Source organism: Pseudomonas sp. MWU13-2100, from assembly GCF_023242365.1.
Taxonomy (GTDB): Bacteria; Pseudomonadota; Gammaproteobacteria; order Pseudomonadales; family Pseudomonadaceae; genus Aquipseudomonas.
The window spans coordinates 53,581-77,366 of record NZ_JALLIX010000028.1; the positions used below are offsets into that span (position 1 = coordinate 53,581).

The window sequence follows — 23,786 nt, forward strand, 5'->3', positions numbered from 1 at the left end:
CGCTCGTCAGGACGTATAAAAATTCCCTCACACCTATGGGTAACTAAACCGCCTAGCCAACGTCAGCTCCCCCGGTGCCCGCATCGGCACAATGAACGACTCCATCTTCTCGTTCACCGTCCCCTCTTCCGTGATCACCGTGACCTTCGCCGTGGTCAGAGGCTGCACGGCATTCTCCTGCCCGCCGCTCTCGTCATCGTCACTGCGATAACCGCCACCGAAGTAGTTCACATAGATCAGGTACTGGCCCTTGATCGGTGCGGGCATGGAGAAAATCTCCGGACCGTAGCCGGTGGTCACATCCACATCCAACGCCGCACCATTCGGAGCGACCCGGTCGCCGTACCAGATATGCGCACCATCCGGCGTCACCACATGCAAATCCAGGTCAGTGCCGTCCGTATCCCACGACAACAGAATCCGCAACTTGGCCGGGGTCGCCCCGCCGCCCACATTGAGAAACTGCACCCGCTTGCGCTGCTGCCCATCCGGGCTGCGCACTTCAACGCTATTACTGCCAGTGGGAAACGAAAACGGTCGATCAAAATTCCCCGACTCATCGATCTTCAACGGCATGCTCACGCCATTGACGATCAGATTCCCCGGCATCCTGGCGCTCTTCGGTGCGCCCTTGATCATGCCCCAGATCCGCGCCGTATCCGCCTGGCCCGCCGGGGTGTTAACCGACGAGGCCGGGTAGTTGACGGTCTGGCGGAAGTGTTCGCCGTCCGGCGAGCCGGCATGCCAGCCGCCCTTGGGCGTGTCCAGCTGGATGCCGCTGTCGGCATGGGCCGCGTTCAGCACAACCAGGGCGCCGAGGAACAGGACAACGGTGGAGATGCGCAATTTCATGGCCTATTCCAGTAACAGGTGACGGGCAAGCCCTTCGACGTAATCTTCGTCCTGGCCATTCGGATGGGCCTCGAACGCCAGGTGCAGGTATTCATGGGTCAGGTCGAGGCGGTCCTGCTGGGTCAGCACGCCGCGCACATAGATGCGTTGGCGCTCGCGGTCGACGTAAGGCCGACCGTAAGACACCCGACAAACAGCAAACTGGCTCAATTCGTTATAGCCGACTTCCTGGTCCAGACGCTGACGCCACACGCGACGCTGTTTCAGCAGCCATTCCTGCGCTGCCGGCAACGGCTCACACGAAGCCACCGGGTTGTCCCAGCGGCTCAGGCTCGCACGCGGATAGGCGTGCTGGAGGATCTGGTCGTAACGCTCGCCACCACTGGCCTGTTCCACCGCCTGTTGCCAGGACAGCTTGTCCGGGCCGGCTTGATCCGAGTGGTAGGTCACCGGACTGCCCGCCAACACCAGGTCGCTGGTCCAGGCCGCGATACCCCGAGCTTCGGCAGTGGCCGGACGTGGAGCAACGCGCTGACGGCCGCTGCTGTCATCGATACTCAGGCAGTCGCCGCTACGGCCAGCGTTCTGCAACAGGTAGGTGCGGATCGCCACGGCCAGGGCCTTGGCGGCTTCGACCGGTTCAGTCTTGGCTTCGCGTTGCAGAACACGGGCGACATATTCCTCGCGGTCCAGCCGCGCCACCAGTTGTGGCTGACCGGCGTTCTGCAACAGAAAGAGTTCGCCCGCACTTTCGATATCCAATTGGTTGCCATTGGCGAAGTCGACCCGATAGTGGCCTTGCAAGGCACCGTTGGGAGCGGCTTGGCCATCAGCACGGGTAACACCTTTCAGCGGATAACGGGAAAACAGATCGACCTGCACGCAGCGCCCGGCATCCTCGGATGACGGCGACGGCAAGAAGCTACCCAGCACATCCGAGTAGTGCCGCAGCACCATCTGGCTGGTACCGCGTCCCCCCACCCAAAGTGGTGTGCCGTCCTCCAGCCAACCGGCAAAACCACCCTGCCGTGACTTCGCGTCCCGGTCGCCGAGCCAGCTCCAGGTCTTGACCCGCACGCGCCCGCCGAGCAGCCCCACCGCCTGACCATCGGCGGCATTGAGTACCACGTCCAGCAGCAGTTTACGCGCCGTGTCCTGAGCGGGCAGCGTGCGCAGCGCTTCCAACAATTGCACCACCGGGACACGGGTTTGCGGTTGCAGTTGGTTGAAACTCAGTAGCCAAGCGGGCGCCTGCCGTGCCTGCCAGTAAGCGCGCCATTGACCGTCATCGATCTTCAAACGCTTGGGATCAAAGTACAAACCACAGGAACGGACCAAGGCAGCATCCCGGGCAATACTGCCGCCCGGGGTGCAGCAATAGACTTCCTCGTGATCCTGCCCATGACAATCGTAGGCAGGCTCTTTCTGGTCGGTGTCCACCAACCAGGCATAGACGAAGAGTTTCCACAGGCTGCCCAACGGCGTTTGCAGATCCGCCGGCAACGGCTCGCGGTTGAGCACCTGGGTGGTGTTCAACTGCACCAGCTCATAACCGTCGGAGGTTTTCCAAGCCAGGCGCAAGGGCGCTTCCTCTGCCGTCGCCAGCAGAGGAATGAGGCACAACAGTAGCCAGGCCAGTCGGCGGGTCATGTTATTCGACCGTAATCTGCCCAAGCGCAGGTTTCTGCTCCTGAGCCTGATGCTCTGGCGCATAGATCTGGCTGAAACGCGCCGGCGGCAACTTGAACTGGCCCTTCTGCGAGAAGCGGATCAGATGGCGCAAGCGCACCTCACCGTTGAGGCTGTTGACCGGTACACCGTAAGCCATCTGCCCAGGTTCGAAGTGCGCCTTCTCCAGCGGCGTGGCTTCGGCACCGGCCAACCCGGCAAGGTTGACGCCCCAGGTGGTGCGCTCAACGTCCGCACCCGGCGGCAACGGCACTTCGAGCATGCCGTAGCGCAACGGTTTGGGGCTCTTGGTGCTGAGGATCACTTCGTCCAGGTAGAGGCTGTCGCTGGACAACGGTTTGTCACCCACGGCCTTGAGGCTGAAGGTGTAGGCGTCATCACCCGGCACCAGTTCCAGCAGGCGACGCTTGATCTGCACCGGCAGGTCGTCCGGGACTTTCTGCTGGCTGAGGTAGCTCAGTTTGGCCCGCAATGGACGTTCCTGTGCACCGCTCACGGTCAGCACGCTCGGCACACCCGGGCCCTGCCATTGCCAGTAGTTTTCACCCGTCCCGCCCTGCCGCGCTTGCCAGCCTTCGCCCGGGGTCAGGGTGACCGTTTTCGGGGCCTGCTCGACACTGCGTTGCAGCCAGGTCAGGGCCAGCGCACGTTCCAGGGTCGATTGCTGCGGCAACAGACGTTGCAACAGGTCCTGGGCCAGGTCGGCGTTGAACGGTTTGATCGATAGGTTCAAGGCGCTGGCGAACGGCTGCGAACTGGCCCCTAGGCGCTGTTCGGCCGCGGGCAGTTGTTTGCTGAAGGCATCCGGCAAGGCAACTTTGCTCTGACGGGCCAGGGCGGCGGTCAGTACCCGCGCACTGGCCAGGCCCAAGGCCGAATCCGGTGCGCTCATGATCACGCTGTCCTGGCCGTCGTCCATCAGGTTGGCGTCGGCGCCCTCGCCGGCTTTCGCCAGTTCGTTCATCAGCCCAGTCAACAGCGTGTTCACCGGCAGCTGCATATCCTTGGCGAACGACAGCACCAGCGCCCGTTGCAGCAATGGCGTGACGGCGGCCTGTTTGCCGTAGACATCCAGCACCCGCTGCCAGTGGTCCGGCGGCAAGCTGATACCCAGCGCCTTGCTGGCATGCCAGTCGGCGTAATAGGCGTAACCGGTGAGGAAGGCGTCCGGGGTGACATCTTCACCCCACCAGGTAAACCAGGCATCCGGCCCGGCCATCGAAACCAGACGCAGGCGGCTGTTCTGCATGATCAGACGCAGACGGTCGCGCACCTGGGCGTTGGCCGACAGCGCCGGGTAGGCGATGCTCAACGGCAGCAGTTGGCTGGCAGTCTGTTCAACACCGCCGTAGGGGTAGCTGAGCAGATCATCGAGGTTGGCGCGGAACAGCGCTTGCGGGCTGTCGTCGAGGCGCAGGCGAATATCGCTGGCGTCCGCCGGCAGGCTCAGCGGGGTGTCGCCGCTGGCTACGCTGAGGCTCTGGCTCTGTGTCACTTGCCAGCCGTCACCCACTGCACTCAAGCGTACCGCCAGGGCATCCTGGGATTTGCCATCCTGTTGCAGCTCGGCACTCCAGTCGCCACTGCTCAGCTGGGTCGCCGGCAACGGGATGTAGTTGATGCCTTTGTTCAGCGACAGCGGCAGACGCTGTTCCTGGCCGGCATAACGAATCACCAGTTCGGCCTTGACCGGCTTGTCGGCCTGGCTGAAGGCGAACAGGCCAAGCTTCGGCTGGTCGCCGCTGCGGAAGTGGGTCGGGCCGCTCCATTTCAGGTACAGCGGTTTGTCCGAACGAATGAACTGGTTCTTCTGCCCCACTTGCCCGGCATCGGCGATGGCCCGGGCGGTGATGCGCCAGCGGGTCAGGGAGTCCGGCATGCGGAAGGTGAAGCGCACCTTGCCGTTGGCGTCGGTGACCAGTTCCGGCTGCCAGGCGGCGGTGTCGACGTCTTCACGACGCGGCCGCTCCAGCACTTTCACCCCACGTTCGCTGCGGTTGGCCTTGCCCGGCGCGCCCGGGCTGCCCGGCAATGCCACGTCGTAGCTGATAAACGACAGGCTGGCGCTGGTGCGCACGTTGTTGCGCCGTGGATGGTAGAAGAACTGGTCGATGCTCGGCGCCACTTCCGGCTGCAGCGCGTAGATCATTTCATCCACCACGCTGACGGTCAGGTGCGCCGGGATCGGCTTGCCGGCGAACTGGGTGGTCAGGTCCACCGAGACGGTGTCACCCGGTTGGTAGCTGTCCTTGTCGGTGGCGATAGCCACCTCGATCTGCGGCGTGGTGACCTTGAGGCCAGCGTTCTGGAAGCTGTATTCGCCGCCCTTGGTGTAGAGCACCGAGAAGGTCAGGTTGGGCGCGTAGTTGTCCTTCACCGGAATCCGCGCACGGTATTGCGTGTCGCTGATTTTTTCCAGGCGCAACCAATCGCCGCCCTTGGACAGTAATGCGGTAGCTTCGACCTTGTCGCGTTCCAGCGAGAGCAGCGCGTCGGTGACCGGCTCCGGGAAGGTGATCAGCGCCAGGGCTTCATCACCGGCCTGGTACTCGGGCTTGTCGAGGAGGATTTCCACGGTGCCGGGCACGGCTTTCACGCCATCGCCGGTCACCGAATGGCCAGTGGCGCCAAGGATGCGCTCGTGATCGTCCTTGAGCGACAGGTTGTAGGTGCCGGGACGGTCGAAGGTGACGCTGAAGCCTTTGTCGTTGGCCGCCAGCTTGCCGCCACCGGTGGACTGGTCTTCCAGGCGGACCCAGCTATAGGTGCTCGGCGTGCCGGCATTGGGCTGGGCGACAGTGGACTCGCTGGCATAGCCGAACGCGACCTTCTCGCCGGTCGCACTGAAGCGCTGCGGCGCCGACAGGCGATAGCGGGCCGCGCCACGCTCGATCAGAATTTCCTTGGTGGTCTTGACCCGATACGCCGCGCCATCGCTGGCAAACACGGTAAGCATGTAACGGCTCGGTTTTTCCGCCGCCGGCAGGTCAAGCACGGCCTGGCCCTTGTCGTCGGTGGTCAGTTCGGTGCTGGTCAGTTCCACCGGGAATTGCCCGAGGTATTGCAGCTCGTTGTCAACCATCGACAGTTGCTGGGCACGCAGGCTCAGTTGCACGCGGGCATCGGCCACCGGCTTGCCGTCCGGGTAAAGCAACAGCAATTTGCCCTTGATCGGCTCGCCAGTGCGGAAGTCCTGCTTGGCCAGGTCCATGGAGATTTCAAAGTGCGGCTTGATGTACTCGGCGACGCGGAAGGCGCTGCTGTAGGTCTGGTCGCGGTAGTTGAAACGCAGTTCGTAACCGCCGGCCACGGCGTTGTCCGGCAGTTGGAAGCGGCCCTGGGCACCGGACTTGGCGTCCAGGTTCAGGTCCAGGGTCTGCAAGGTGGTGCCGGTGGCATCCAGCACGCTGACGCGCACCGGGGCGGTGGTCGGGTTGACCGAGTCGCGGGCGTTCTTGAATTCGCGACCGACGATCTTCATCGACACCCAATCCCCCGGCCGGTACAACGGCCGGTCGGTGAAGGCGTAGAGCTTGGTGTCGTAGATTTCGCTGTCGTAATAGAAGTTCTCGGAGACGAACACACCGCCCTCGTCGTCCTCGCCGATCATGAACGAGCGCTCCGGGCTGACGTGCTTGAGGCGCAGCAGGCCATCGGCATCGGTCTCGCCGCTGCTCATCACGCCCAGGCCGTCGGTCCACAGCACCTTGACCTTGGGCACCGAGCTGCCTTCATGCTTGCGTGCCGCCCAGACCAGCAGTTCGTCGCCGGCAATCTTGCTCACGGCCACGGTGTTGGAGACGAACACCACGGTGGTCGCGCGGTATTTGCCGATCAGCGCTTCCACCAGGTACAAACCCGGCTTGAGTTTGCCCAGCGGGATATAGACGTTACCGGGAGCAACGCTGATGAACTGGCTGGAGGAGCCGGCCAGGTCGACGCCCTTCGGCGGTTGGATCGGCTTGGCGTCCCACAGCGGGTAGCGGAACTGGCTGACCATTGGCAGGCCGGGCAGCGGCGCGTATTGCGGGTGGTTGTCATACGGGGTCGGCGCGACGATGGCCTGGCCCATTTTCAGTTCCGGCACTTCCTCGGTCACTTGCTTGCGCGACTCGTAGGAGAACGCCCGCTGCATCACCCGACGGGATTTGCGGTACCAGTTGTCCCACAGGTAGGCCAGGGTGTTGGACAGCCCTTCGCCCTTGAACTGGCCGTCGCTGACCACCCGGTGCAGGTTCTTCTGGCGTTTGAGGAATTCCAGCGGCTGGTCGATGCGGTACACGCGGATATCCGCGCCGCCGTAAGGCTCCATGCGGAAACGCCGGTAGTCGCGGCCCGGCGCTTCGAGGCGGACCAGGGCCTGCTCGTCGCTGGCGAAGCTGCTGTCGGCCAGCAGGAAGAAACTCTCGCCGGCCACCGGCGTGTAGTTGCTCGGCGGCACCGCGTCATCGGCGGCAGCGGCGACAACCGGCAGCAGCACGGCCAGGGCGAAAACCATTCGGGAAAACAGACGCTTCATGGGAGACCCGTTCATCGAGAGAGGAAGTTCAGCCGGTAGACGCCGATGAAGTTGGGGTTCGTTGCATCGGGTATCCATCGGGTGTCCTTCCATGTCATGAGTTGCTGCACGCTGGCGGAGCGCATGCCGTTGTCGGTGGGGGTGGTGGTGCCGGTGTGATAGGCGATGTTGCGGCCCATCCAGATCATCAGGTGCTGGTCGTCGCCCTGGTCGAAGAACAGCAGGTCGCCGGGCCGCGCCTGGTTGAGGTCGCGGCTGACCAGTTGGCTATTGAACTGGATCAGCTTGATCGCATTGACGTAGGGCCCGACCTTGCCGCCGCCCTGTTGCCATTGCTGGGCCAGTTTGCGCTGGCCCTCGCTGAGGACCAGTTCGGGCGGCAGGTAGCGGTTGGACAGGCCATTGGCCCGTAGCCATTTGTCGTCATGGGTTTTCAGCGCTTCGTTGGCGGCGAAACGCACCAGCCCGGCGCAGTCCTGCTGGTACCAGCGCGGGCTCGGGCCCTGGGTCAGTTGCTCCTGGGCGATACGCACGAACCAGGCGCGGAACACCTGCGATTGCTCGACGTCCAGGGGCGGTGTTTCCAGGGCGAACGCGGGCACGCTGAACAGCAGCGCCAGCACGCACAGGCATTTCCGGGCACGCCCCTCCATTGTGGCGAGTGGGCTTGCCCACGCTGGGGTGCGCAGCAGCCCTGAAACCTGCAAGCGAGGTCGATCTGACGGAATGCGTTGGCCGGTTTTGCGACTGCTGCGCAGTCGAACGTGGGCAAGCCCACTCGCCACAGTGGTGCAGCGTTGCCATCCCGATAGCGCCGTGCCAATCGCGAACATAGGCGTCACATCGCGCGCCATTGCAGCGGCAACCACTGCCAGTGGCCGTCCGGTTCGCTGCCTTCCGGCAGGGTCAGGGCGTATTTGCCGAAACCGGCGAGCTTTTGCAGCTTGGGAATCAGGTGGGTCTGCGCGGCGTTGCGGAACACCGGCTCCATGTCCTGCGGCAGGCTGTCGAGGGTTTCCTGCTGCATCAGTTGCGCCAGGGAGTCCGGGCCGAGGTAGACCGGCATCAGCACGTCCTTGGGCAGCACGTCGGCCAGCGGCGGGAAGTGCTTGTCGAGGGTGCCGAGGGCCTTGTCCACCAGCTTGTCATCCAGGGAAAACAACAGGGTCGAACCGTGCCGTGCCAGGCTCACGCGGAAGAAGCCCTTGCCGGTGATGGCGTCGGGGTTCTCGGCTTCCTTGGCGGCGTACTGACCGAAGGTCGAGCTGACCTGACGCTTCCACTGGTGGACGCCGTCTTTCTGCTGCTCGTCGATGGGGAACAGACCGCCGTCGACATTGCTTTCCTTGCTCCCGACCATCGAGCCGAACAGCTTGCCCAGGTCGGCGTCGAGACTGTCGTTGTCCTTGGTCAGGTTCGCCACCAGCAACGGTGTGTACAGGCGCGAGTCGGCGTACCAGCAGAGGCCCGCGGCGCCACTCATATGCTCGGTGAGTTTCTTCGCGGTGGCTTCGTCGGCCCCCAGTTTGACCAGCAGCGGTTGTTGCTGTTCGGCGGCCAACGGCAGCGCGACGCAGGCGCTGGCGCCCACCGGCATGGCTTGCCAGATCGGCTTGAAGTCGAAGTCGGCGGCTTTGTCCTGCTCATCCAGGGCGAGGAAGCTGTGCCAGCCCTTGTCGTCCATATCCAGGCGCAGGCCGGCGAAGTTGGGGATAAAGCGTTGGTAACCCATGGCCAGGACGCTGGAAGCAATCGAAATGCGCTGCTTCACGACGGTTTCGCGGGGCTTGAGGCCAAAGGCTTCGGGGAACAGTTTGTCGCCATTGAGCAACGCCGCCAGGGCCTGGGTCGAAACTTCGCCCGGGGCCACTTCGCTGTCGTCGCTGGTTTGCTCGTAGAGCCGGTCCGGGTTGGACAGCACCACCAGTTTGTCGCCACGGGAGGCGAACAACAGGGCTTTGCTGGCGTTGTAGGCCAGGCGATAGAGCGGCACGCTGTCGCCGCCGACTTTCACTTCGCCGACCTTGGTCAGTTGGGTGTCGTCCAGCGCGACATGGGCCAGGGGTTCGAGCAGCTTGGCCAGGCCGCCGCGATCCATCACCAGCAGGAAGTCCTTGAGCCGACCATCGGCACCGCGCCACAGGGCGATATCCGCCGGCTGGTCGAAGAGTTGCTCGATCAGGTTGTCCTGCAGCTTGAGGTCATGCTCGTAGATGATCCGCCGCAGGCTGCCGATCAGGCCGAGACGGTCGCCGTGGGTTTCGTAATAGAAGACGAAGTCCTCGGTCAGGGTGTCGCGCAGGAACGGCACGCTGAGCAGGTCCTTGGGCAACTGGCTCAGCGAGGCGGTTTCCAGCAGCGCGTCCGGGCGGCTGACGCCGAGCTTTTCCAGGGCCAGTTCCGGCGCCGGGGCGGCCGGCTTGTGGTGGAAAAACCAGCCCAGGCCGCCGGCCACCGTGCCGGCCACGCAAAGCCCGAGCACAAGGCCCAGCCAACGGCGCGAGCCGGCAGGTTGAGGGGCAGCCGGTACAGCGGCGTCCGGAGAAGCTGTGTTATCGCTCATGTTCGCAAAGCCCATTCATCCGTGGAGCGGGATGTTCAATAGTTGAAGGTCTTGACCAGCAGCAGGTCGCCGATGGCCCGCAGGGGCACGGTGAAGCTCTCGCGCTTTTCATCGACGGTATTTTCGTTGAGCACCAGGTTGATCTGCGAGGTGATGACCTCGTTCTGGTTGGCACGCTCGGTAAAGTTATAGCCGTCGCTGGCGCTGTAGTTGCCCCAGTAGTTCACATAAATCAGGTAGGTGCCGTGCAGCGGCGCGGTCATGGTGAACATTTCCGGGCCGGGGCCGTCGACGCCGTCCGGGTCGAGGCCGCCGCCGTTGGTCAACGCCGGATGGGCGTAGAAGGCGTGCTGGCCGTCGGGGGTGATGATGTGCAGGTCGAGTTCGGCCTTGGGGTCGTCCCAGCCGAGGACCACGCGGATACGCGCCGGGGTAATCTGCTTGTTGGCTTCGTAGAACTGCACGCGCTTGAGCGACTTGCCCGTGGAACTGCGCACTTCGACGCTGTTGGAGCCGGCGCCGAAGGCATAGGGGCGGACGAAGCGGCCGGCGTCGTCGGTGTAGAGATTCAGCGGGTTGCCGTTGACCGACAGGATATGCGGCTCACGCGGCCCGGAGGGCGGATTGATCCGGCCTTCGATGGGTGTGCGGCTGCGCTGGATACCACGGTCGATGGGCGGCGTGGGGTAGGCCACCTGCGGCGCATCCTTGCGGTCAAGAAGACCTGCATAGCGCCAGCCGCCGGTCGGCTCCCGAAGCTCGGCCGAGGGCTCGGCCCAGGCGGTCGTGACCCAGAGGGCGATCAGGATGGGGAAAAACCGGCGCATCAACAGCCTCCTTGCCATGCTTTATAAAACCCTGCGCAGAATCCACAGCGCACTCCCGACACGGTATCGGTCAGAGAAGACCTGTCGATGACAGGTAGGGGAAGCCGCAGAGGTTAGCGATTCGAAGGTTGTTAGACAATGGAGACAAAGCGGTATTTGTGAGGTGGCTCAGCAAATAAATCAGGTTCCTCGTGCGAACCCCGGAAAGCCTTGTAAAACAAGGCAAAAGGCCAGCATGCAAACCGTGTTTTCCGATCGACTTGCGGTTTTCATATCGACGAGAAACAGATACACGATGCCCCTTACAAAACAACCGGAGTCGCCGGCCGAAGCTTGGCGAAATCACTCTCGGACAAACCGACCTTTGCCCGAACCTCGACAGCGGCGATCAATGTCACCCTGGTGACCCGCGCCGCTTTACTCGACCTCATCTGCCGAACCGAGACCCGCAAGTTCTTCTGGAATTGCTCCCGTTCCTCCTTCAATTGTTTCAGGAACACGGCAGGTAGGTTGTCAAATTTTGACTTGAATGCAGCAATGCCGCATCCACAAACAATCATGGGTATGTATCGCACTGTTACGATCACCACAGTGATCATCCCGAGAGCGTGGAAACGATCCACTATTCTGTTCAGGACAAAGCGAGTGGTAGCCCCTCGCATTTGCCCCTAAACCCGCTGTCTGCTAGTGTCGCGCCCGTTCAACGCCTACCGAGATCGCCGCCATGGCCCGCAAAAAAGCTTCCCTGGATTTCGAGCAGTCCCTTGCCGACCTGCAAACCCTGGTCGAACGCCTGGAGAACGGCGAATTGTCGTTGGAAGACTCGCTGACCGCTTTCGAACAAGGTATCCGCCTGACCCGCGACTGCCAGGGCGCCCTGGCCCAGGCCGAGCAGAAGGTGCAGATCCTCCTCGAACGCGACGGCGAACTGGCCGAAGAGCCCTTCGACGCGGAACAAGCACAATGATCAAAGCCTATCAGGCCAGCAGCCAGGCCCGGGTCAACGCCGCACTCGACTCCCTGTTCAGCGCCCCCAGCGCCGAACTCGCCCGTCTCTATGAAGCCATGCGCTACAGCGTGATGAACGGCGGCAAGCGCGTTCGCCCACTGCTCGCCTACGCCGCCTGCGAAGCGCTCGGCGGCCAACCCGAACAAGCCAACGGCGCGGCCTGCGCGGTGGAGCTGATCCACGCCTACTCGCTGGTGCACGACGATTTGCCGGCCATGGACGACGACGATCTACGCCGCGGCCAGCCGACCACCCACAAGGCCTTCGACGAAGCCTGCGCGATTCTTGCCGGCGACGGCCTGCAAAGCCTGGCCTTCAGCGCCCTGCTCGACCCACGCCTGAGCGACCTGGACGCCGATACCCGCCTGACCATGGTCACCACCCTGGCCCAGGCGGCCGGCCCCGCCGGCATGGTCGGCGGCCAGGCCATCGACCTCGGCGCGGTCGGCCGCAAGCTCGACCAGAAAGCCCTGGAGTACATGCACCGGCACAAGACCGGCGCGCTGATCGAAGCCAGCGTCAAGCTTGGCGCCCTGGCCAGCGGCCACGCGCAAAACGACGAGTTGCGTGCCCTGCAGACCTATGCCCAGGCCATCGGCCTGGCTTTCCAGGTGCAGGACGATATTCTCGACGTGGAAAGCGACACCGCCACCCTGGGCAAGCGCCAGGGTGCCGATATCGCCCGCGACAAGCCAACCTACCCGGCCCTGCTCGGCCTGGACGCGGCCAAGGCCTACGCCCTGGAACTGCGCGACCAGGCGCTGCACGCCCTGCGACCGTTTGACGCGTGCGCCGAACCGTTGCGTGACCTGGCCCGTTATATCGTCGAACGTCGCAGCTGAGCCAAACACCGCGCCCAAGGCCGCATATCGGCCAACTTCGATGCTCCGCGTGGGCAGCGTGCGATGCATCAGGTAAACTGCCGCCTCTTCTATACCTATAACGATTCGCCTGATGCCCACGACGTTCCATGAGATTCCCCGCAAGCGCCCGACCACGCCCCTGCTGGACCGTGCCGACACGCCGGTCGGCCTGCGCCGGTTAGGTGAAGCCGAGCTGGAAACCCTGGCCGATGAATTGCGCCAGGAGTTGCTCTATTCGGTCGGCCAGACCGGCGGGCACTTCGGTGCCGGCCTCGGCGTGATCGAACTGACCATCGCGTTGCACTACGTCTTCGACACCCCGGACGACCGGCTGGTGTGGGACGTGGGCCATCAGGCGTATCCGCACAAGATCCTCACCGGTCGTCGCGAGCGCATGCACACCCTGCGTCAGAAAGGTGGCCTGGCCGCTTTCCCGCGCCGCTCGGAGAGCGAGTACGACACCTTTGGCGTCGGCCACTCGAGCACCTCCATCAGCGCCGCTCTGGGCATGGCCATCGCCGCCCGCCTGCAGAACAGCGACCGCAAGGCCATCGCCGTGATCGGCGACGGCGCGCTGACCGCCGGCATGGCCTTCGAGGCGCTGAACCACGCGCCGGAAGTTGACGCCAACATGCTGGTGATCCTCAACGACAACGACATGTCGATCTCGCGCAATGTCGGCGGCCTGTCGAACTACCTGGCCAAGATCCTCTCCAGCCGCACCTACGCGAGCATGCGCGAAGGCAGCAAGAAAGTGCTGTCGCGTCTGCCCGGGGCCTGGGAAATCGCCCGGCGTACCGAAGAATACGCCAAGGGCATGCTGGTGCCCGGCACCCTGTTCGAAGAACTGGGCTGGAACTACATCGGTCCGATCGACGGCCATGACCTGCCGACCCTGATCGCCACCCTGCGCAATATGCGTGACCTCAAGGGCCCGCAGTTCCTGCATGTGGTGACCAAGAAGGGCAAGGGCTTCGCCCCGGCGGAGCTCGACCCGATCGGCTACCACGCGATCACCAAGCTCGAACCCCTGGACGCCCCGGCCGCCGCGCCGAAGAAGGCCAGCGGACCGAAATACTCCGGTGTGTTCGGCGAATGGCTGTGCGACATGGCCGCCGCCGATTCGCGCCTGGTGGGCATTACCCCGGCGATGAAGGAAGGCTCCGATCTGGTGGCCTTCAGCGAGCGTTTCCCGCTGCGCTACTTCGACGTGGCGATTGCCGAGCAGCACGCAGTGACTTTTGCCGCCGGCATGGCCTGCGAAGGCGCCAAGCCGGTGGTGGCGATCTACTCGACCTTCCTGCAACGCGGTTACGACCAGCTGGTGCATGACGTCGCGGTACAGAACCTCGACGTGCTGTTCGCCATCGACCGTGCCGGCCTGGTGGGCGAAGACGGCCCGACCCATGCCGGCAGTTTCGACCTGTCATACCTGCGCTGCATTCCCGGCATGCTGGTGATGACCCCGAGCGATGAGAACGAACTGCGCAAGATGCTGACCACCGGCCACCTGTACAACGGCCCGGCAGCGGTGCGTTACCCACGGGGTACCGGGCCGAATGCGCCTATCGAGAAAAACCTGGAACCGATCGAGATCGGCAAGGGCGTGGTTCGGCGTCGCGGCAGCAAAGTCGCCCTGTTGGTATTTGGCGTGCAACTGGCCGAGGCGCTGATCGTCGCCGAGAAGCTTGATGCGAGCGTGGTTGACATGCGTTTCGTCAAACCGCTGGATGAAGCGCTGGTACGCGAGATTGCCGGCAGCCATGAGTTGCTGGTGACCCTCGAGGAAAACGCCATCATGGGCGGCGCCGGGGCGGCGGTCAGCGAGTTCCTGGCGCGTGACAACCTGCTCAAGCCGATCTTGCACCTGGGTCTGCCGGATGTGTATGTCGAACACGCGAAGCCGGCGCAGATGCTGGCGGAGTGCGGGCTGGATGTGGCGGGGATCGAAGCGTCGGTGACCGGGCGGATGAAGCTGCTGGGGCTTTAAAGCCTCGGCTCAAGCATGGGGTGCGGCCCTGAAAACGCCGCATTCAGCGTGGTATTTCCGTTGCCTGTTCCGGCCCCTTCGCGGGCAAGCTCCGCTCCCACATTGACTTTCAGGTGTACTTGAGCCTGGTGTGCGACCGGAAATCCTGTGGCAGCGGCGCTTGTCGGATCGCCGCACCGCCGCGAAAGTAGCACCTCGGTCCAACGGCCAGGCGCCAGCGCCTCACATGACCAAGCCGTTGCGCCATATCCCACCCAGATCAGCCCAGCTGTCGCGGAATCCGGTACAGGTAGAACAGCACCACCGTGGACAGCACCAGCAGCATCAACGGCACCGCCTCCAACCCGACGAACACCGCCAGGGTGCCGATCCAGGTCGGCAACGCCGCCACCACCAGGGCCTTGCGCCGCACACTCGCCAGTTCGATCCAGGCCGCCGGCTCTTCCGGCGTATCCAGCGCCGCCTGGGTCGCGATCAACGAGCGCTTGTAAGCCCCGAAAAAGCGCAGGCTGACAAACATCGAAGCCACCCCGGCAATGAAAAACGGCATTGCCAGCACCGGCAGCAACGGCTCGGCCTGACCGAAAAACCAGTTGGCGACAAACAGCGGCAATACACTCAGCACCAACTGCTTCCACCAGCCCACCGCCAGCCGCCGCTTTACCTGGCCACGGGTCACGCCGGGTCAGCCTCGCTCTGGTGCTCGTTGCCCATCATGTGGCCGAGCTTGCCAGCCTTGGTCGCCAGGTAGAGTTTGTTGTGCGGGTTCTGTCCGGTTTGCAGCGGCACGCGCTCGGTCACGGTGATGCCCATCTCGGTCAAGGCCTTGACCTTGCGCGGGTTGTTGGTCATCAGGCGCAGGGACTTGATGCCCAGATGTTCGAGCATCGGTTTGCAGATGGAATAGTCACGCTGGTCGGCGGCAAAACCCAGGCGCTCGTTGGCCTCGACCGTGTCGGCACCGCCATCCTGCAACTCATAGGCGCGGATCTTGTTCATCAGGCCGATGCCGCGACCTTCCTGGCGCAGGTACAGCAAGACGCCGCGACCTTCGAGGGCAATCGCCCGCAAGGCCGCCTCCAGCTGGGAGCCGCAATCGCAGCGCTGGCTGAACAAGGCATCGCCGGTCAGGCATTCGGAATGCACACGGCCAAGAACCGGTGCGCCATCCGCCACATCCCCAAGGGTCAGCACGACGTGTTCACGACCGGTGGCCTCTTCGAGAAAGCCATTCATGGTGAAGGTCGCAAAGGGGGTTGGCAGTTTGGAAGCAGCGACGAAAACGACGGGCACCGTGTGCTCCTGATCAGTATGAGGACTGGAAATTCGCAGAGGTCGCATTGTAACAGTAGGTTCCTACAGACGCTTAGGCTGAATTATCCATGATAACTATCAATAGGTTTGATTCGTCGGCACCGGCAGCGGCATGGCGTCAAAAGGATAAGGCTGTTTCCAGTGTTTGAAAATGGCCCGGAGCTCACCACTTTTGACCAGTTCCTCCATGCGCTGGTCGTACAGGGCCATCAGTGAACGCCCCCGCGCATTGTTGGCGAACCCCAGGTACAGCGGCAGGTCGAGCAAATGGCTGCGTTGGAACATCTCAGGGTGCGCGGCGTGGTCTTGCACCTCGCTCACCTCGGATAACGCATCGATGTAGTAATCGGCGTGGCCGTGGACCAGCATCGACAACACACCGTCGCGCCGCGCGATTTCGTTGTAATGACGGATATTGGGCAAATAATCCTGGTATTTGTAGCCGCGCATCCACGCCAGGCGATAAACACCCAGGGTTTCCAGGGTCGGCCGCGGATTGCTCGCCAGCCCCAGGGCATAGAGATGATCGACATCGAAATGCCAGCGCGGATACAGCGCACCCGCCACCTCATTGCGATAAGCCGCCACCCAGGCGTCCGCGTCCCCGCGCTGTACCAGCCCGATCGCCCGGACGTAGGGTTCGGTACTGATCAGCACCTTGACGCCCTTGGGCTCGAAGATCTCGCGCATGAGATCCCAGGCCAAACCATGACCGTCGGCCCCCGTGTAGTCGGTCCATTCCTCGCTGGCTAGATGGACCTGCCCAGGCAAGGAGGTTTCCTCACGAGCCTGAACGACATTACCTGCAACGCCACCCGCCAACAGACAGAGGAGCACGACCCACAACCGACAGCCAGACATGCCTGAATCCTCAGGTTAAGAGGTGCACCAGCCCTTGCATGGCCAGCCAGGCGAAAACCCCGGCCAGTACGTCGTCAAGCATGATGCCGACGCCGCCATGGACATGCCGGTCGATCCAGCGGATCGGCCAGGGCTTGAGGATGTCGAAAAAGCGGAACAGCAAAAAACCCGCCAGTAACCAGTACCAACCGTCCGGCACCAGCCAGAGGGTGATCCACATCCCGACCATCTCGTCCCAGACGATGCCTTCGTGGTCGTGTACCCGCAGATCGTTGGCGACCTTGCCGCACAGCCAGAAGCCGAACAGCATGGTGACGCCCAGCATCAGCCAGTAGCCCCAGTCAGGCAACATCTGCCATAACGGTATAAAGGGTAGCGCAACCAGCGAGCCCCAGGTGCCCGGCGCCTTGGGCAAGGTGCCGGAACCGAAACCGAAGGCCAGGAAATGCCAGGGATTGCGCCAGACCGACGGCGGTACGAACTCGGCCGGGACCTGCTTGGGATGATCTGTCACGGTGTCTCCGGAAAATGTTGGTAGCCCCGGCGTGCCGGTGTGATGTCGCGGCCGGCGCTGTCCACCAGGACCACGCCCTGCCCGGCCAGCACCTGGCCGATCACCCTTACCGCTGGGTGCGCGACCAGCAACCCGGACCACTCGCCGGGCGGCAGGGTAAAGGCCAGCACATAGTCATCACCACCGCTGAGGGCCGCCTCGCGAGCCCCATCCTGACCGAGGAAGGCCAACAACGCCGAAGACAACGGCAGCGCGTCGCGCTCCACCTGCAATCTGACGGCGGATGCCGCCGCGATATGCCCGCAATCGGCCAACAGCCCGTCGGAGACATCCAGTGCCGAGCTCGCCTTGTTGCGCAAGAACTGACCCAGGGCCAGTTGCGGCTTGGGCGACCAGTAGTGGTCCAACAGCGGCTCGGCAATCGCCGGCGCCGCAGTACGCTGCCCCAGCACCAGCGGCAAGGCGCCCGCGGCATTGCCCAGGTCGCCACCGACACACAGCAGGTCGCCGATATGCGCGCCGCTGCGGGTCAGCGCCTGGCCCGTGGGCACACGACCGAACACCGTCAGCGTCAGGCACAATGGCCCACGGGTGGTGTCACCGCCCACCAGGCGCAAGTCGCAGTGTTGCGCCATCAGGTTCAAGCCACGGGCAAAGGCCTGCAACCAGTTGGCGTCGTTGTGCGGCAAGGTCAGGGCCAGGGTAAAGGCCAGGGGCGTGGCACCCATGGCGGCCAGGTCACTGGCAGCAACAGCCAGCGCGCGCTGGCCGAGCAAAAAAGGGTCGCAGGGATTGGCGAAGTGCACACCGGCCACCAGGGTGTCGGTGGAAATCGCCAATTGCTCCCCGGCGGGGACGCTCAGCAGGGCGCAGTCGTCGCCGATGCCCAGGGCAACGCCCTCGCCGCCCTGCGCACAGGGCGCGGCGGCGAAGAAATTGCGGATCAGCTCGAACTCGCCCATGCACAGGTCAAGCGCGGATCAGCGCTTGAACGCCTTCACTTCAGCTTCACGCAGACGCGGCGCCAGTTTGTCGAGCACGCCGTTGACGAACTTGTGACCGTCGGTGGAACCGTAGACCTTGGCCAGTTCGATGCCTTCGTTGATCACCACGCGGTACGGCACGTCGACGCGCTTGAGCAGTTCCCAGGTGGACAGGCGCAATACCGCCAGTTCAACCGGGTCCAGCTCTTCGATCTCGATGTCCAGGCACGGCTTGAGCACAGTGTCGATTTCGCTCTTGAACTGCGGCACGCCGTGGAGGATTTCACGGAAGTAGGCGCCGTCGACATCGCTGAAATCGTTGTCGACCCGGAACTGCGCCTCGATCTCGTTCAGCGACTGCTTGGCCATGTGCCACTGGTACAGGGCCTGGGTCGCGAGCTGACGGGCTTCGCGACGCTTGACGCTTTTGGAGGGCTTGCCGGCGCCTTCAGGCTTCGGCTCGCGCGGGTTGAAACGATCGCTTTCGTCGCTAATCACACAGCCTCCAATTGCGCCAGCAAGCTGACCATTTCCAGGGCGGAAAGGGCGGCTTCGGCGCCTTTGTTGCCGGCTTTGGTGCCGGAACGTTCGATGGCTTGCTCGATGGAGTCGACGGTCAGCACGCCGAAGGCCACCGGCACGCCGAACTCCATGGAGACCTGGGCCAGGCCCTTGGTGCATTCGCCGGCCACGTATTCGAAGTGCGGGGTACCGCCACGAATGACCGCGCCAAGGGCGATAATCGCCGAGAAGTCGCCTTTCTGCGCGACTTTCTGCGCGACCAGCGGGATTTCGAAGGCGCCAGGTGCGCGGATGAGGGTGATGTCGCTTTCGCTGACACCGTGGCGAACCAGGGCGTCAACAGCGCCGCTCACCAGGCTTTCGACGACGAAGCTGTTGAAGCGGCCGACCACCAGGGCGTAACGGCCTTTGGGGGCGATGAAGGTACCTTCGATGGTCTTCAGGGTCATTCGACAATTCTCTTAAAGAGCCGGGGCGCGCCTAGTACGCGCCCCTCAGGGATATTTGAACCGCGAATCAAGGGCCGCGAGCAGCCAGTCTTTATTCGGAGGGCACGTATTCTACTACTTCCAGGTCGAAACCGGATATCGCATTGAACTTCATCGGCGCACTCATCAAGCGCATTTTGCGTACGCCCAGGTCGCGCAGGATCTGCGAACCGGCACCGACAATGCTGTAGGTGGTCGGTTTTTTCGCCGGCACCTGCTCGGCGGTCTCGCGGATATGCGCCAGCAGCACGTCGCCGTCCAGCGGGTGCCCCAGCAACAGCACCACGCCGCTGCCGGCCTCGGCCACTGCGGCCATGGCCGCGCGCAGGCTCCAGCGCCCCGGTTGCTTGACCATCAGCAGGTCGCGCAGCGGGTCCATGTTGTGCACCCGCACCAGGGTCGGTTCTTCGGCGCAGAAGCTGCCCAGGGTCAGGGCCATGTGCACGTCGCCTTCCACCGAATCACGATAGGTCACCAGGGTGAAATGCCCCAGTTCGCTGTCCAGCGGCTGCTCGGCAATCCGCTGAACGGTACGCTCGTGGATCATCCGGTAGTGGATCAGGTCGGCGATGGTGCCGATCTTGATCTGGTGTTCGGCGGCGAAGGTTTCCAGTTCGGCGCGACGGGACATGGTGCCGTCGTCGTTCATCACTTCGCAGATCACCCCGCTCGGCTCGAAACCGGCCATGCGCGCCAGGTCGCAGGCCGCTTCGGTGTGGCCGGCGCGGGCCAGGGTACCGCCGGGTTGGGCCATCAGCGGGAAGATATGACCGGGGCTGACGATGTCTTCGGCCTTGGCGTCCTTGGCCGCCGCCGCTTGCACGGTGCGGGCGCGGTCGGCGGCGGAAATACCGGTGGTCACCCCTTCGCTGGCCTCGATCGATACGGTGAACTTGGTGCCGAAACCGGAACCGTTGCGCGGCGCCATCAGCGGCAGCTTGAGCAGTTCGCAGCGCTCGCGGCTCATCGGCATGCAGATCAGGCCACGGGCGTGCTTGGCCATGAAGTTGATGTGTTCGGCCTTGCAGCATTCGGCGGCCATGATCAGGTCGCCTTCGTTCTCGCGGTCTTCGTCATCCATGAGGATGACCATCTTGCCCTGGCGAATGTCTTCGACCAGTTCTTCAATCGTATTGAGCGCCACGCGGCACCCCCCTTCTTTCAAAATTTGAGTGTCAGGATTTGAGGTAGCCGTTGGCGGCCAGGAAACTTTCGGTAATGCCGCCGCTCGACGGCTGCGCGGCCTTGTCGCCCAGCAGCAGGCGCTCCAGGTAACGGGCCAGCAGGTCGACTTCGAGGTTGACCTGACGACCTGGACGGTAGTCGGCCATGATGGTTTCGGCCAGGGTGTGCGGGACGATGGTCAGTTCGAACTCCGCGCCGTTCACCGCGTTGACCGTCAGGCTGGTGCCGTCGACGGTGATCGAACCCTTGTGGGCGATGTACTTGGCCAGCTCTTTCGGTGCGCGGATACGGAACTGGATGGCCCGGGCGTTTTCTTCCCGGGCAACCACTTCGCCGACACCGTCGACATGGCCGCTGACCAGGTGCCCGCCGAGACGGGTGGTCGGGGTCAGGGCTTTTTCCAGGTTGACCCGGCTGCCGGCTTTCAACTGGTTGAAGGCGGTGCAGTCCAGGGTTTCACGGCTGACGTCGGCCCAGAAGCCGTCGCCCGGCAGTTCGACGGCGGTCAGGCAGACGCCGTTCACCGCGATGCTGTCGCCGAGCTTGACGTCGGCCAGGTCCAGTTTGCCGGTTTCCACGTAGACGCGGACATCGCCGCCCTTGGGATTGAGGGCACGGATACTGCCGATGGATTCGATAATGCCGGTAAACATGAAGTCCTCCTCGAGAACAGGCCCGCGCGTGGCGCAAGCCAAAAATTATACGCCGGGAGCCGGGTCAGGTATTGCGGTGACTCGCCAGTCACTGCCGACTGCGCGCATTTCGGTGATTTTCAGCCGGGGCGCCTGGTCCATCCGCTCCAGTGGCCAGTCCAACAATGGACGCGCCGTGGAGCCGAGAAACTGACCGGCGACAAACAATTGGTATTCGTCCACCAGGCCTTGCCGGGCAAAGGCGCCCGCCAGGCGTGGGCCGGCCTCCACCAGCACCTCGTTGACGCCACGGGCGGCCAGTTCGGTCAGCAGGCGGCGCAGGTCGACGTGACCTTCGGCACCGGGCACCTCCAGCAATTCATGGCCATGGGCCTGATAACGTTCGGCGGCGCCCGGGATGCAGGTCACCACCAGCGCCGGGCCTGCCGTGAAGAACGCGGCGTCCAGCGGCACCCGCAGGCGCCCGTCGATCAGCACCCGCAGGGGCGGACGGCGTTCGGCCAGGGCCGTCAGCTCCGGATCGAGGCCCAGCTCGGCGGGGCGCACGGTCATCCGCGCATTGTCCGCCAGCACGCTGTCGGCACCGGTCAGCACCACGCTGGCCTGGGCCCGCAGGCGCTGCACGGCGGAACGCGCCTGCGGTCCGGTAATCCACTGGCTTTCGCCGCTGGCCATGGCCGTGCGCCCGTCCAGGCTCATCGCCAGCTTGACCCGCACAAACGGCACACCGTGCTCCATGCGCTTGAGGAAGCCCTGGTTCAGCGCTCGTGCTTCGCCTTCCAGTACACCGCTGTGCACGGCGATGCCAGCATCGGCCAGACGTTTGAGGCCGCGCCCGGCGACTTCCGGGTTGGGGTCCTGCATGGCCGCCACCACCCGCGCCACGCCGGCCTTGACCAGGGCGTCGGCGCACGGTGGCGTACGGCCAAAGTGGCTGCACGGCTCGAGAGTCACGTAGGCCGTGGCGCCACGGGCATTTTCACCCGCCTCGCGCAAGGCATGCACCTCGGCATGGGGTTCGCCGGCGCGTACGTGCCAGCCTTCGCCGACCACCACGCCGGCCCGCACGATCACACAACCGACCCGTGGGTTCGGGTGGGTCGAGTAGCGGCCCTTGCGGGCCAACTCCAGGGCCCGGGCCATGTAGTGGGCGTCGAGGACGGCCTGCTCGGTCGAATGGCTCATTCTTTGGCAGGCTCGCGGGCGAGGCGGTCGATCTCTTCGCGGAACTCGTTGAGGTCCTGGAAGCGACGATAGACCGAAGCGAAACGGATATAGGCGACTTCATCGAGTTTCTGCAACTCGGCCATCACCAGTTCGCCGACGACCAGCGACTTGACCTCGCGCTCGCCGGTAGCTCGCAACTTGTGCTTGATATGCACCAGCGCGGCCTCCAGGCGTTCGACGCTGACCGGGCGTTTTTCCAGCGCGCGCTGCATGCCGGCGCGAAGTTTGTCTTCGTCGAAGGGTTGGCGGCTGCCGTCCTGTTTGATCAGGCGTGGCAGGACCAGTTCGGCGGTCTCGAAGGTGGTGAAACGTTCACCGCAGGCCAGGCATTCGCGCCGGCGGCGCACCTGTTCGCCCTCGGCGACCAGACGCGAGTCGATGACTTTGGTGTCGTTGGCACCGCAGAAGGGACAGTGCATGGTGGCAGGCAACAAAAAATGGGAGGGCCATGGTAGCGCATCCCCGTCGCAAGACAAGCCATAGGGTTTACGGTATACAGTCGCCCGACTACATTTTATACAGATAGACGCAGCATATTTCGCTTGGAGTTGGAGCCGTTCATGTCAGTACGACCGCTTGTTTTGCTCAGTCTCGCCGGCCTCCTGGCCGCTTGCGGCAGCCCACCGCCCAAACCTGTCCCGGCAGCTCCGGTCCAGCAGCAGACGAGCAAACCGGTCAATGCCTATGAGGCACTCGGTCCATTACCGGCCTCTCAGCGTGAATTGAGCGGCACCTTGCAGGGGGTACCCAAGGACGCGGAAGCGGAACTGGCGCTGCTGGTGATTGACGAACGCGGCCGGCCGCAGCAGTTGCTGGCCAGCAGCAGGATCCGGGGAACCGGCCAGTTGCTGCCGTTCCAGCTGCGCTTCAATCCGCAGGTGTTTCCGCTCGGTAACCGGGTGGAATTGCGCGGCCGGGCCAGCCAGTCCGGGCAATTGATCCTGCATCTGCCGGCACGGATCATCACCGAGCCGACCACCCAGGCCCTGGGCCAGCTGCAATTATTTGCCGCGCCATGAGTGCACCGGCGCAGCTGCAACGCTCCTTGGGCGAATTGCTCGGCGATGCGCAACTGGTGGCCTGTGAATTGCCCGGGACGGCGTTGCAGTTGTGGCTGATCGACGCGCACAACATGGATCGCGCCTTTACCCCGGAGGAAACCCGGCGAATCCTGCATGAGCCGCCCTACTGGAGCTTCTGCTGGGCCAGCGGCCTGGCCATGGCCCGCTATCTGGCGCAAAACCCGCACTGGGTGGCGGGCAAGCGGGTGCTGGATTTCGGCGCCGGTTCCGGCGTGGCGGCGATTGCCGCGGCCCGCGCCGGGGCGCTGGAAGTGGTGGCCTGCGACCTTGACCCGCTGGCGCTGGCGGCCTGCCGGGTGAATGCGGCCCTCAACGGGGTGGAGCTGAGCTACAGCGCGGACTTCTTCGCCGAGAACGATCGCTTCGACCTGATCCTGGTGGCGGATGTGCTGTATGACCGGGAAAACCTGCCGTTGCTCGATCAGTTTCTCAGCCGGGGGCAGGAGGCCTTGGTGGCGGATTCGCGGGTGAGGGATTTCCGCCATCCACTGTATCGCCGCCTGGAAATGCTCGAGGCCTTCACCTTGCCAGACCTGGCGGAGCCGGAGGAGTTTCGCCATGTCAGTCTCTACCATGCCCGGCGTCGGCATGCTTTCGGCCATTCCGTCCAGGCTTTATAGTGGTTCCATTCCCCGCTTTCCGAGA

At 63.8% G+C, this 23,786-nt stretch carries 22 protein-coding genes and 1 pseudogene; 5 read left to right on the forward strand and 18 right to left on the reverse strand.

What is annotated here, in order from left to right; all coding sequences use genetic code 11:
* Positions 1-33: 33 nt before the first annotated feature.
* The 7 genes and pseudogenes from M5B99_RS19285 to M5B99_RS19315 all read right to left on the reverse strand — a co-directional run.
* Positions 34-852: a YfaP family protein gene (locus M5B99_RS19285; protein ID WP_248805526.1), complete on the reverse strand. Its 819-nt coding sequence runs from the start codon at positions 850-852 to the stop codon at positions 34-36.
* A gap of 3 nt (positions 853-855) precedes the next feature.
* Positions 856-2,502: a DUF2300 domain-containing protein gene (locus M5B99_RS19290; protein WP_248805527.1), complete on the reverse strand. Its 1,647-nt coding sequence runs from the start codon at positions 2,500-2,502 to the stop codon at positions 856-858.
* A 1-nt stretch (position 2,503) separates the two neighbouring features.
* Positions 2,504-7,075 (reverse strand): alpha-2-macroglobulin family protein, encoded by a 4,572-nt coding sequence (locus M5B99_RS19295; protein ID WP_248805528.1) that lies wholly within the window; start codon positions 7,073-7,075, stop codon positions 2,504-2,506.
* Positions 7,072-7,713: a DUF1175 domain-containing protein gene (locus M5B99_RS19300; RefSeq protein ID WP_248805529.1), complete on the reverse strand. Its 642-nt coding sequence runs from the start codon at positions 7,711-7,713 to the stop codon at positions 7,072-7,074. The genes M5B99_RS19295 and M5B99_RS19300 overlap by 4 nt, the downstream gene beginning before the upstream one ends.
* 185 nt (positions 7,714-7,898) lie before the next feature.
* The gene (locus M5B99_RS19305) at positions 7,899-9,623 is read right to left on the reverse strand and encodes a DUF2138 domain-containing protein (RefSeq protein WP_248805530.1); all 1,725 of its coding nucleotides are present in this window, start codon (positions 9,621-9,623) and stop codon (positions 7,899-7,901) included.
* Between the two features lie 35 nt (positions 9,624-9,658).
* Positions 9,659-10,450: a YfaP family protein gene (locus tag M5B99_RS19310; RefSeq protein ID WP_248805531.1), complete on the reverse strand. Its 792-nt coding sequence runs from the start codon at positions 10,448-10,450 to the stop codon at positions 9,659-9,661.
* A gap of 329 nt (positions 10,451-10,779) precedes the next feature.
* Positions 10,780-10,935, reverse strand: a pseudogene (locus tag M5B99_RS19315) (transcriptional regulator); the annotation flags it as partial.
* 239 nt (positions 10,936-11,174) lie between these two features.
* Between M5B99_RS19315 and M5B99_RS19320 the strand changes: the two are divergent.
* From M5B99_RS19320 to dxs, 3 genes are all read left to right on the forward strand, one after another.
* Complete coding sequence (locus tag M5B99_RS19320) at positions 11,175-11,417, forward strand: exodeoxyribonuclease VII small subunit (protein WP_040071232.1); 243 nt, start codon at positions 11,175-11,177, stop codon at positions 11,415-11,417.
* Complete coding sequence (gene ispA, locus M5B99_RS19325; protein ID WP_248805532.1) at positions 11,414-12,301, forward strand: (2E,6E)-farnesyl diphosphate synthase; 888 nt, start codon at positions 11,414-11,416, stop codon at positions 12,299-12,301. Before M5B99_RS19320 ends, ispA begins: the two co-directional genes overlap by 4 nt.
* 112 nt (positions 12,302-12,413) lie before the next feature.
* A complete protein-coding gene (gene dxs / locus M5B99_RS19330; RefSeq protein WP_248805533.1) occupies positions 12,414-14,312 on the forward strand; it encodes a 1-deoxy-D-xylulose-5-phosphate synthase in 1,899 nt (632 codons plus the stop codon).
* 259 nt (positions 14,313-14,571) lie between these two features.
* On the opposite strand, the gene M5B99_RS19335 is transcribed toward dxs, so the two are convergent.
* The 11 genes from M5B99_RS19335 to nrdR all read right to left on the reverse strand — a co-directional run bounded on the left by M5B99_RS19335 (position 14,572) and on the right by nrdR (position 22,478).
* Positions 14,572-14,991 (reverse strand): MFS transporter, encoded by a 420-nt coding sequence (locus M5B99_RS19335; protein WP_248805534.1) that lies wholly within the window; start codon positions 14,989-14,991, stop codon positions 14,572-14,574.
* Positions 14,988-15,605, reverse strand: a complete 618-nt coding sequence (gene ribA / locus M5B99_RS19340; RefSeq protein WP_248805535.1) for a GTP cyclohydrolase II — start codon at positions 15,603-15,605, stop codon at positions 14,988-14,990. Before ribA ends, M5B99_RS19335 begins: the two co-directional genes overlap by 4 nt.
* Before the next feature lie 99 nt (positions 15,606-15,704).
* On the reverse strand, positions 15,705-16,487 hold the full coding sequence (locus M5B99_RS19345) for a transporter substrate-binding domain-containing protein (protein ID WP_248805536.1): 783 nt from the start codon (positions 16,485-16,487) through the stop codon (positions 15,705-15,707).
* 10 nt (positions 16,488-16,497) lie between these two features.
* Positions 16,498-17,001, reverse strand: a complete 504-nt coding sequence (locus M5B99_RS19350; protein WP_248805537.1) for a phosphatidylglycerophosphatase A — start codon at positions 16,999-17,001, stop codon at positions 16,498-16,500.
* Positions 16,998-17,963: a thiamine-phosphate kinase gene (gene thiL / locus M5B99_RS19355; RefSeq protein WP_248805538.1), complete on the reverse strand. Its 966-nt coding sequence runs from the start codon at positions 17,961-17,963 to the stop codon at positions 16,998-17,000. The genes M5B99_RS19350 and thiL overlap by 4 nt, the downstream gene beginning before the upstream one ends.
* Positions 17,964-17,981: 18 nt before the next feature.
* Positions 17,982-18,482 carry a transcription antitermination factor NusB gene (gene nusB / locus M5B99_RS19360; RefSeq protein WP_248800105.1) on the reverse strand — a complete coding sequence of 167 codons (501 nt, stop codon included), beginning with the start codon at positions 18,480-18,482 and terminating at the stop codon, positions 17,982-17,984.
* Positions 18,479-18,955: a 6,7-dimethyl-8-ribityllumazine synthase gene (ribE, locus tag M5B99_RS19365; protein WP_248800106.1), complete on the reverse strand. Its 477-nt coding sequence runs from the start codon at positions 18,953-18,955 to the stop codon at positions 18,479-18,481. Before ribE ends, nusB begins: the two co-directional genes overlap by 4 nt.
* A 91-nt stretch (positions 18,956-19,046) precedes the next feature.
* The gene (gene ribBA, locus M5B99_RS19370) at positions 19,047-20,138 is read right to left on the reverse strand and encodes a bifunctional 3,4-dihydroxy-2-butanone-4-phosphate synthase/GTP cyclohydrolase II (RefSeq protein WP_248805539.1); all 1,092 of its coding nucleotides are present in this window, start codon (positions 20,136-20,138) and stop codon (positions 19,047-19,049) included.
* A 31-nt stretch (positions 20,139-20,169) separates the two neighbouring features.
* On the reverse strand, positions 20,170-20,832 hold the full coding sequence (locus tag M5B99_RS19375) for a riboflavin synthase (protein ID WP_248805540.1): 663 nt from the start codon (positions 20,830-20,832) through the stop codon (positions 20,170-20,172).
* A 45-nt stretch (positions 20,833-20,877) separates the two neighbouring features.
* The gene (ribD, locus tag M5B99_RS19380; protein WP_248805541.1) at positions 20,878-22,017 is read right to left on the reverse strand and encodes a bifunctional diaminohydroxyphosphoribosylaminopyrimidine deaminase/5-amino-6-(5-phosphoribosylamino)uracil reductase RibD; all 1,140 of its coding nucleotides are present in this window, start codon (positions 22,015-22,017) and stop codon (positions 20,878-20,880) included.
* Complete coding sequence (nrdR, locus tag M5B99_RS19385; protein WP_164886258.1) at positions 22,014-22,478, reverse strand: transcriptional regulator NrdR; 465 nt, start codon at positions 22,476-22,478, stop codon at positions 22,014-22,016. Before nrdR ends, ribD begins: the two co-directional genes overlap by 4 nt.
* A gap of 141 nt (positions 22,479-22,619) precedes the next feature.
* On the opposite strand from nrdR, the gene M5B99_RS19390 reads away from it, so the two are divergent.
* Both M5B99_RS19390 and M5B99_RS19395 read left to right on the forward strand, forming a co-directional pair.
* Entirely contained in the window at positions 22,620-23,078 is a 459-nt protein-coding gene (locus tag M5B99_RS19390; protein ID WP_248805542.1) for a hypothetical protein, read from the forward strand.
* Positions 23,075-23,761, forward strand: coding sequence for a class I SAM-dependent methyltransferase (locus tag M5B99_RS19395; RefSeq protein WP_248805543.1), 687 nt, complete (start codon positions 23,075-23,077; stop codon positions 23,759-23,761). Before M5B99_RS19390 ends, M5B99_RS19395 begins: the two co-directional genes overlap by 4 nt.
* Positions 23,762-23,786: the final 25 nt, after the last annotated feature.

Bases quoted from the DNA above. Each gene is read 5' to 3' on its own strand.
- M5B99_RS19285 (WP_248805526.1), bottom strand. From the start codon at position 852: ATGAAATTGCGCATCTCCACCGTTGTCCTGTTCCTCGGCGCCCTGGTT.
- M5B99_RS19290 (WP_248805527.1), bottom strand. From the start codon at position 2,502: ATGACCCGCCGACTGGCCTGGCTACTGTTGTGCCTCATTCCTCTGCTG.
- M5B99_RS19295 (WP_248805528.1), bottom strand. From the start codon at position 7,075: ATGAACGGGTCTCCCATGAAGCGTCTGTTTTCCCGAATGGTTTTCGCC.
- M5B99_RS19300 (WP_248805529.1), bottom strand. From the start codon at position 7,713: ATGGAGGGGCGTGCCCGGAAATGCCTGTGCGTGCTGGCGCTGCTGTTC.
- M5B99_RS19305 (WP_248805530.1), bottom strand. From the start codon at position 9,623: ATGAGCGATAACACAGCTTCTCCGGACGCCGCTGTACCGGCTGCCCCT.
- M5B99_RS19310 (WP_248805531.1), bottom strand. From the start codon at position 10,450: ATGCGCCGGTTTTTCCCCATCCTGATCGCCCTCTGGGTCACGACCGCC.
- M5B99_RS19320 (WP_040071232.1), top strand. From the start codon at position 11,175: ATGGCCCGCAAAAAAGCTTCCCTGGATTTCGAGCAGTCCCTTGCCGAC.
- ispA (WP_248805532.1), top strand. From the start codon at position 11,414: ATGATCAAAGCCTATCAGGCCAGCAGCCAGGCCCGGGTCAACGCCGCA.
- dxs (WP_248805533.1), top strand. From the start codon at position 12,414: ATGCCCACGACGTTCCATGAGATTCCCCGCAAGCGCCCGACCACGCCC.
- M5B99_RS19345 (WP_248805536.1), bottom strand. From the start codon at position 16,487: ATGTCTGGCTGTCGGTTGTGGGTCGTGCTCCTCTGTCTGTTGGCGGGT.
- thiL (WP_248805538.1), bottom strand. From the start codon at position 17,963: ATGGGCGAGTTCGAGCTGATCCGCAATTTCTTCGCCGCCGCGCCCTGT.
- ribE (WP_248800106.1), bottom strand. From the start codon at position 18,955: ATGACCCTGAAGACCATCGAAGGTACCTTCATCGCCCCCAAAGGCCGT.
- M5B99_RS19375 (WP_248805540.1), bottom strand. From the start codon at position 20,832: ATGTTTACCGGCATTATCGAATCCATCGGCAGTATCCGTGCCCTCAAT.
- ribD (WP_248805541.1), bottom strand. From the start codon at position 22,017: ATGAGCCATTCGACCGAGCAGGCCGTCCTCGACGCCCACTACATGGCC.
- nrdR (WP_164886258.1), bottom strand. From the start codon at position 22,478: ATGCACTGTCCCTTCTGCGGTGCCAACGACACCAAAGTCATCGACTCG.
- M5B99_RS19390 (WP_248805542.1), top strand. From the start codon at position 22,620: ATGTCAGTACGACCGCTTGTTTTGCTCAGTCTCGCCGGCCTCCTGGCC.
- M5B99_RS19395 (WP_248805543.1), top strand. From the start codon at position 23,075: ATGAGTGCACCGGCGCAGCTGCAACGCTCCTTGGGCGAATTGCTCGGC.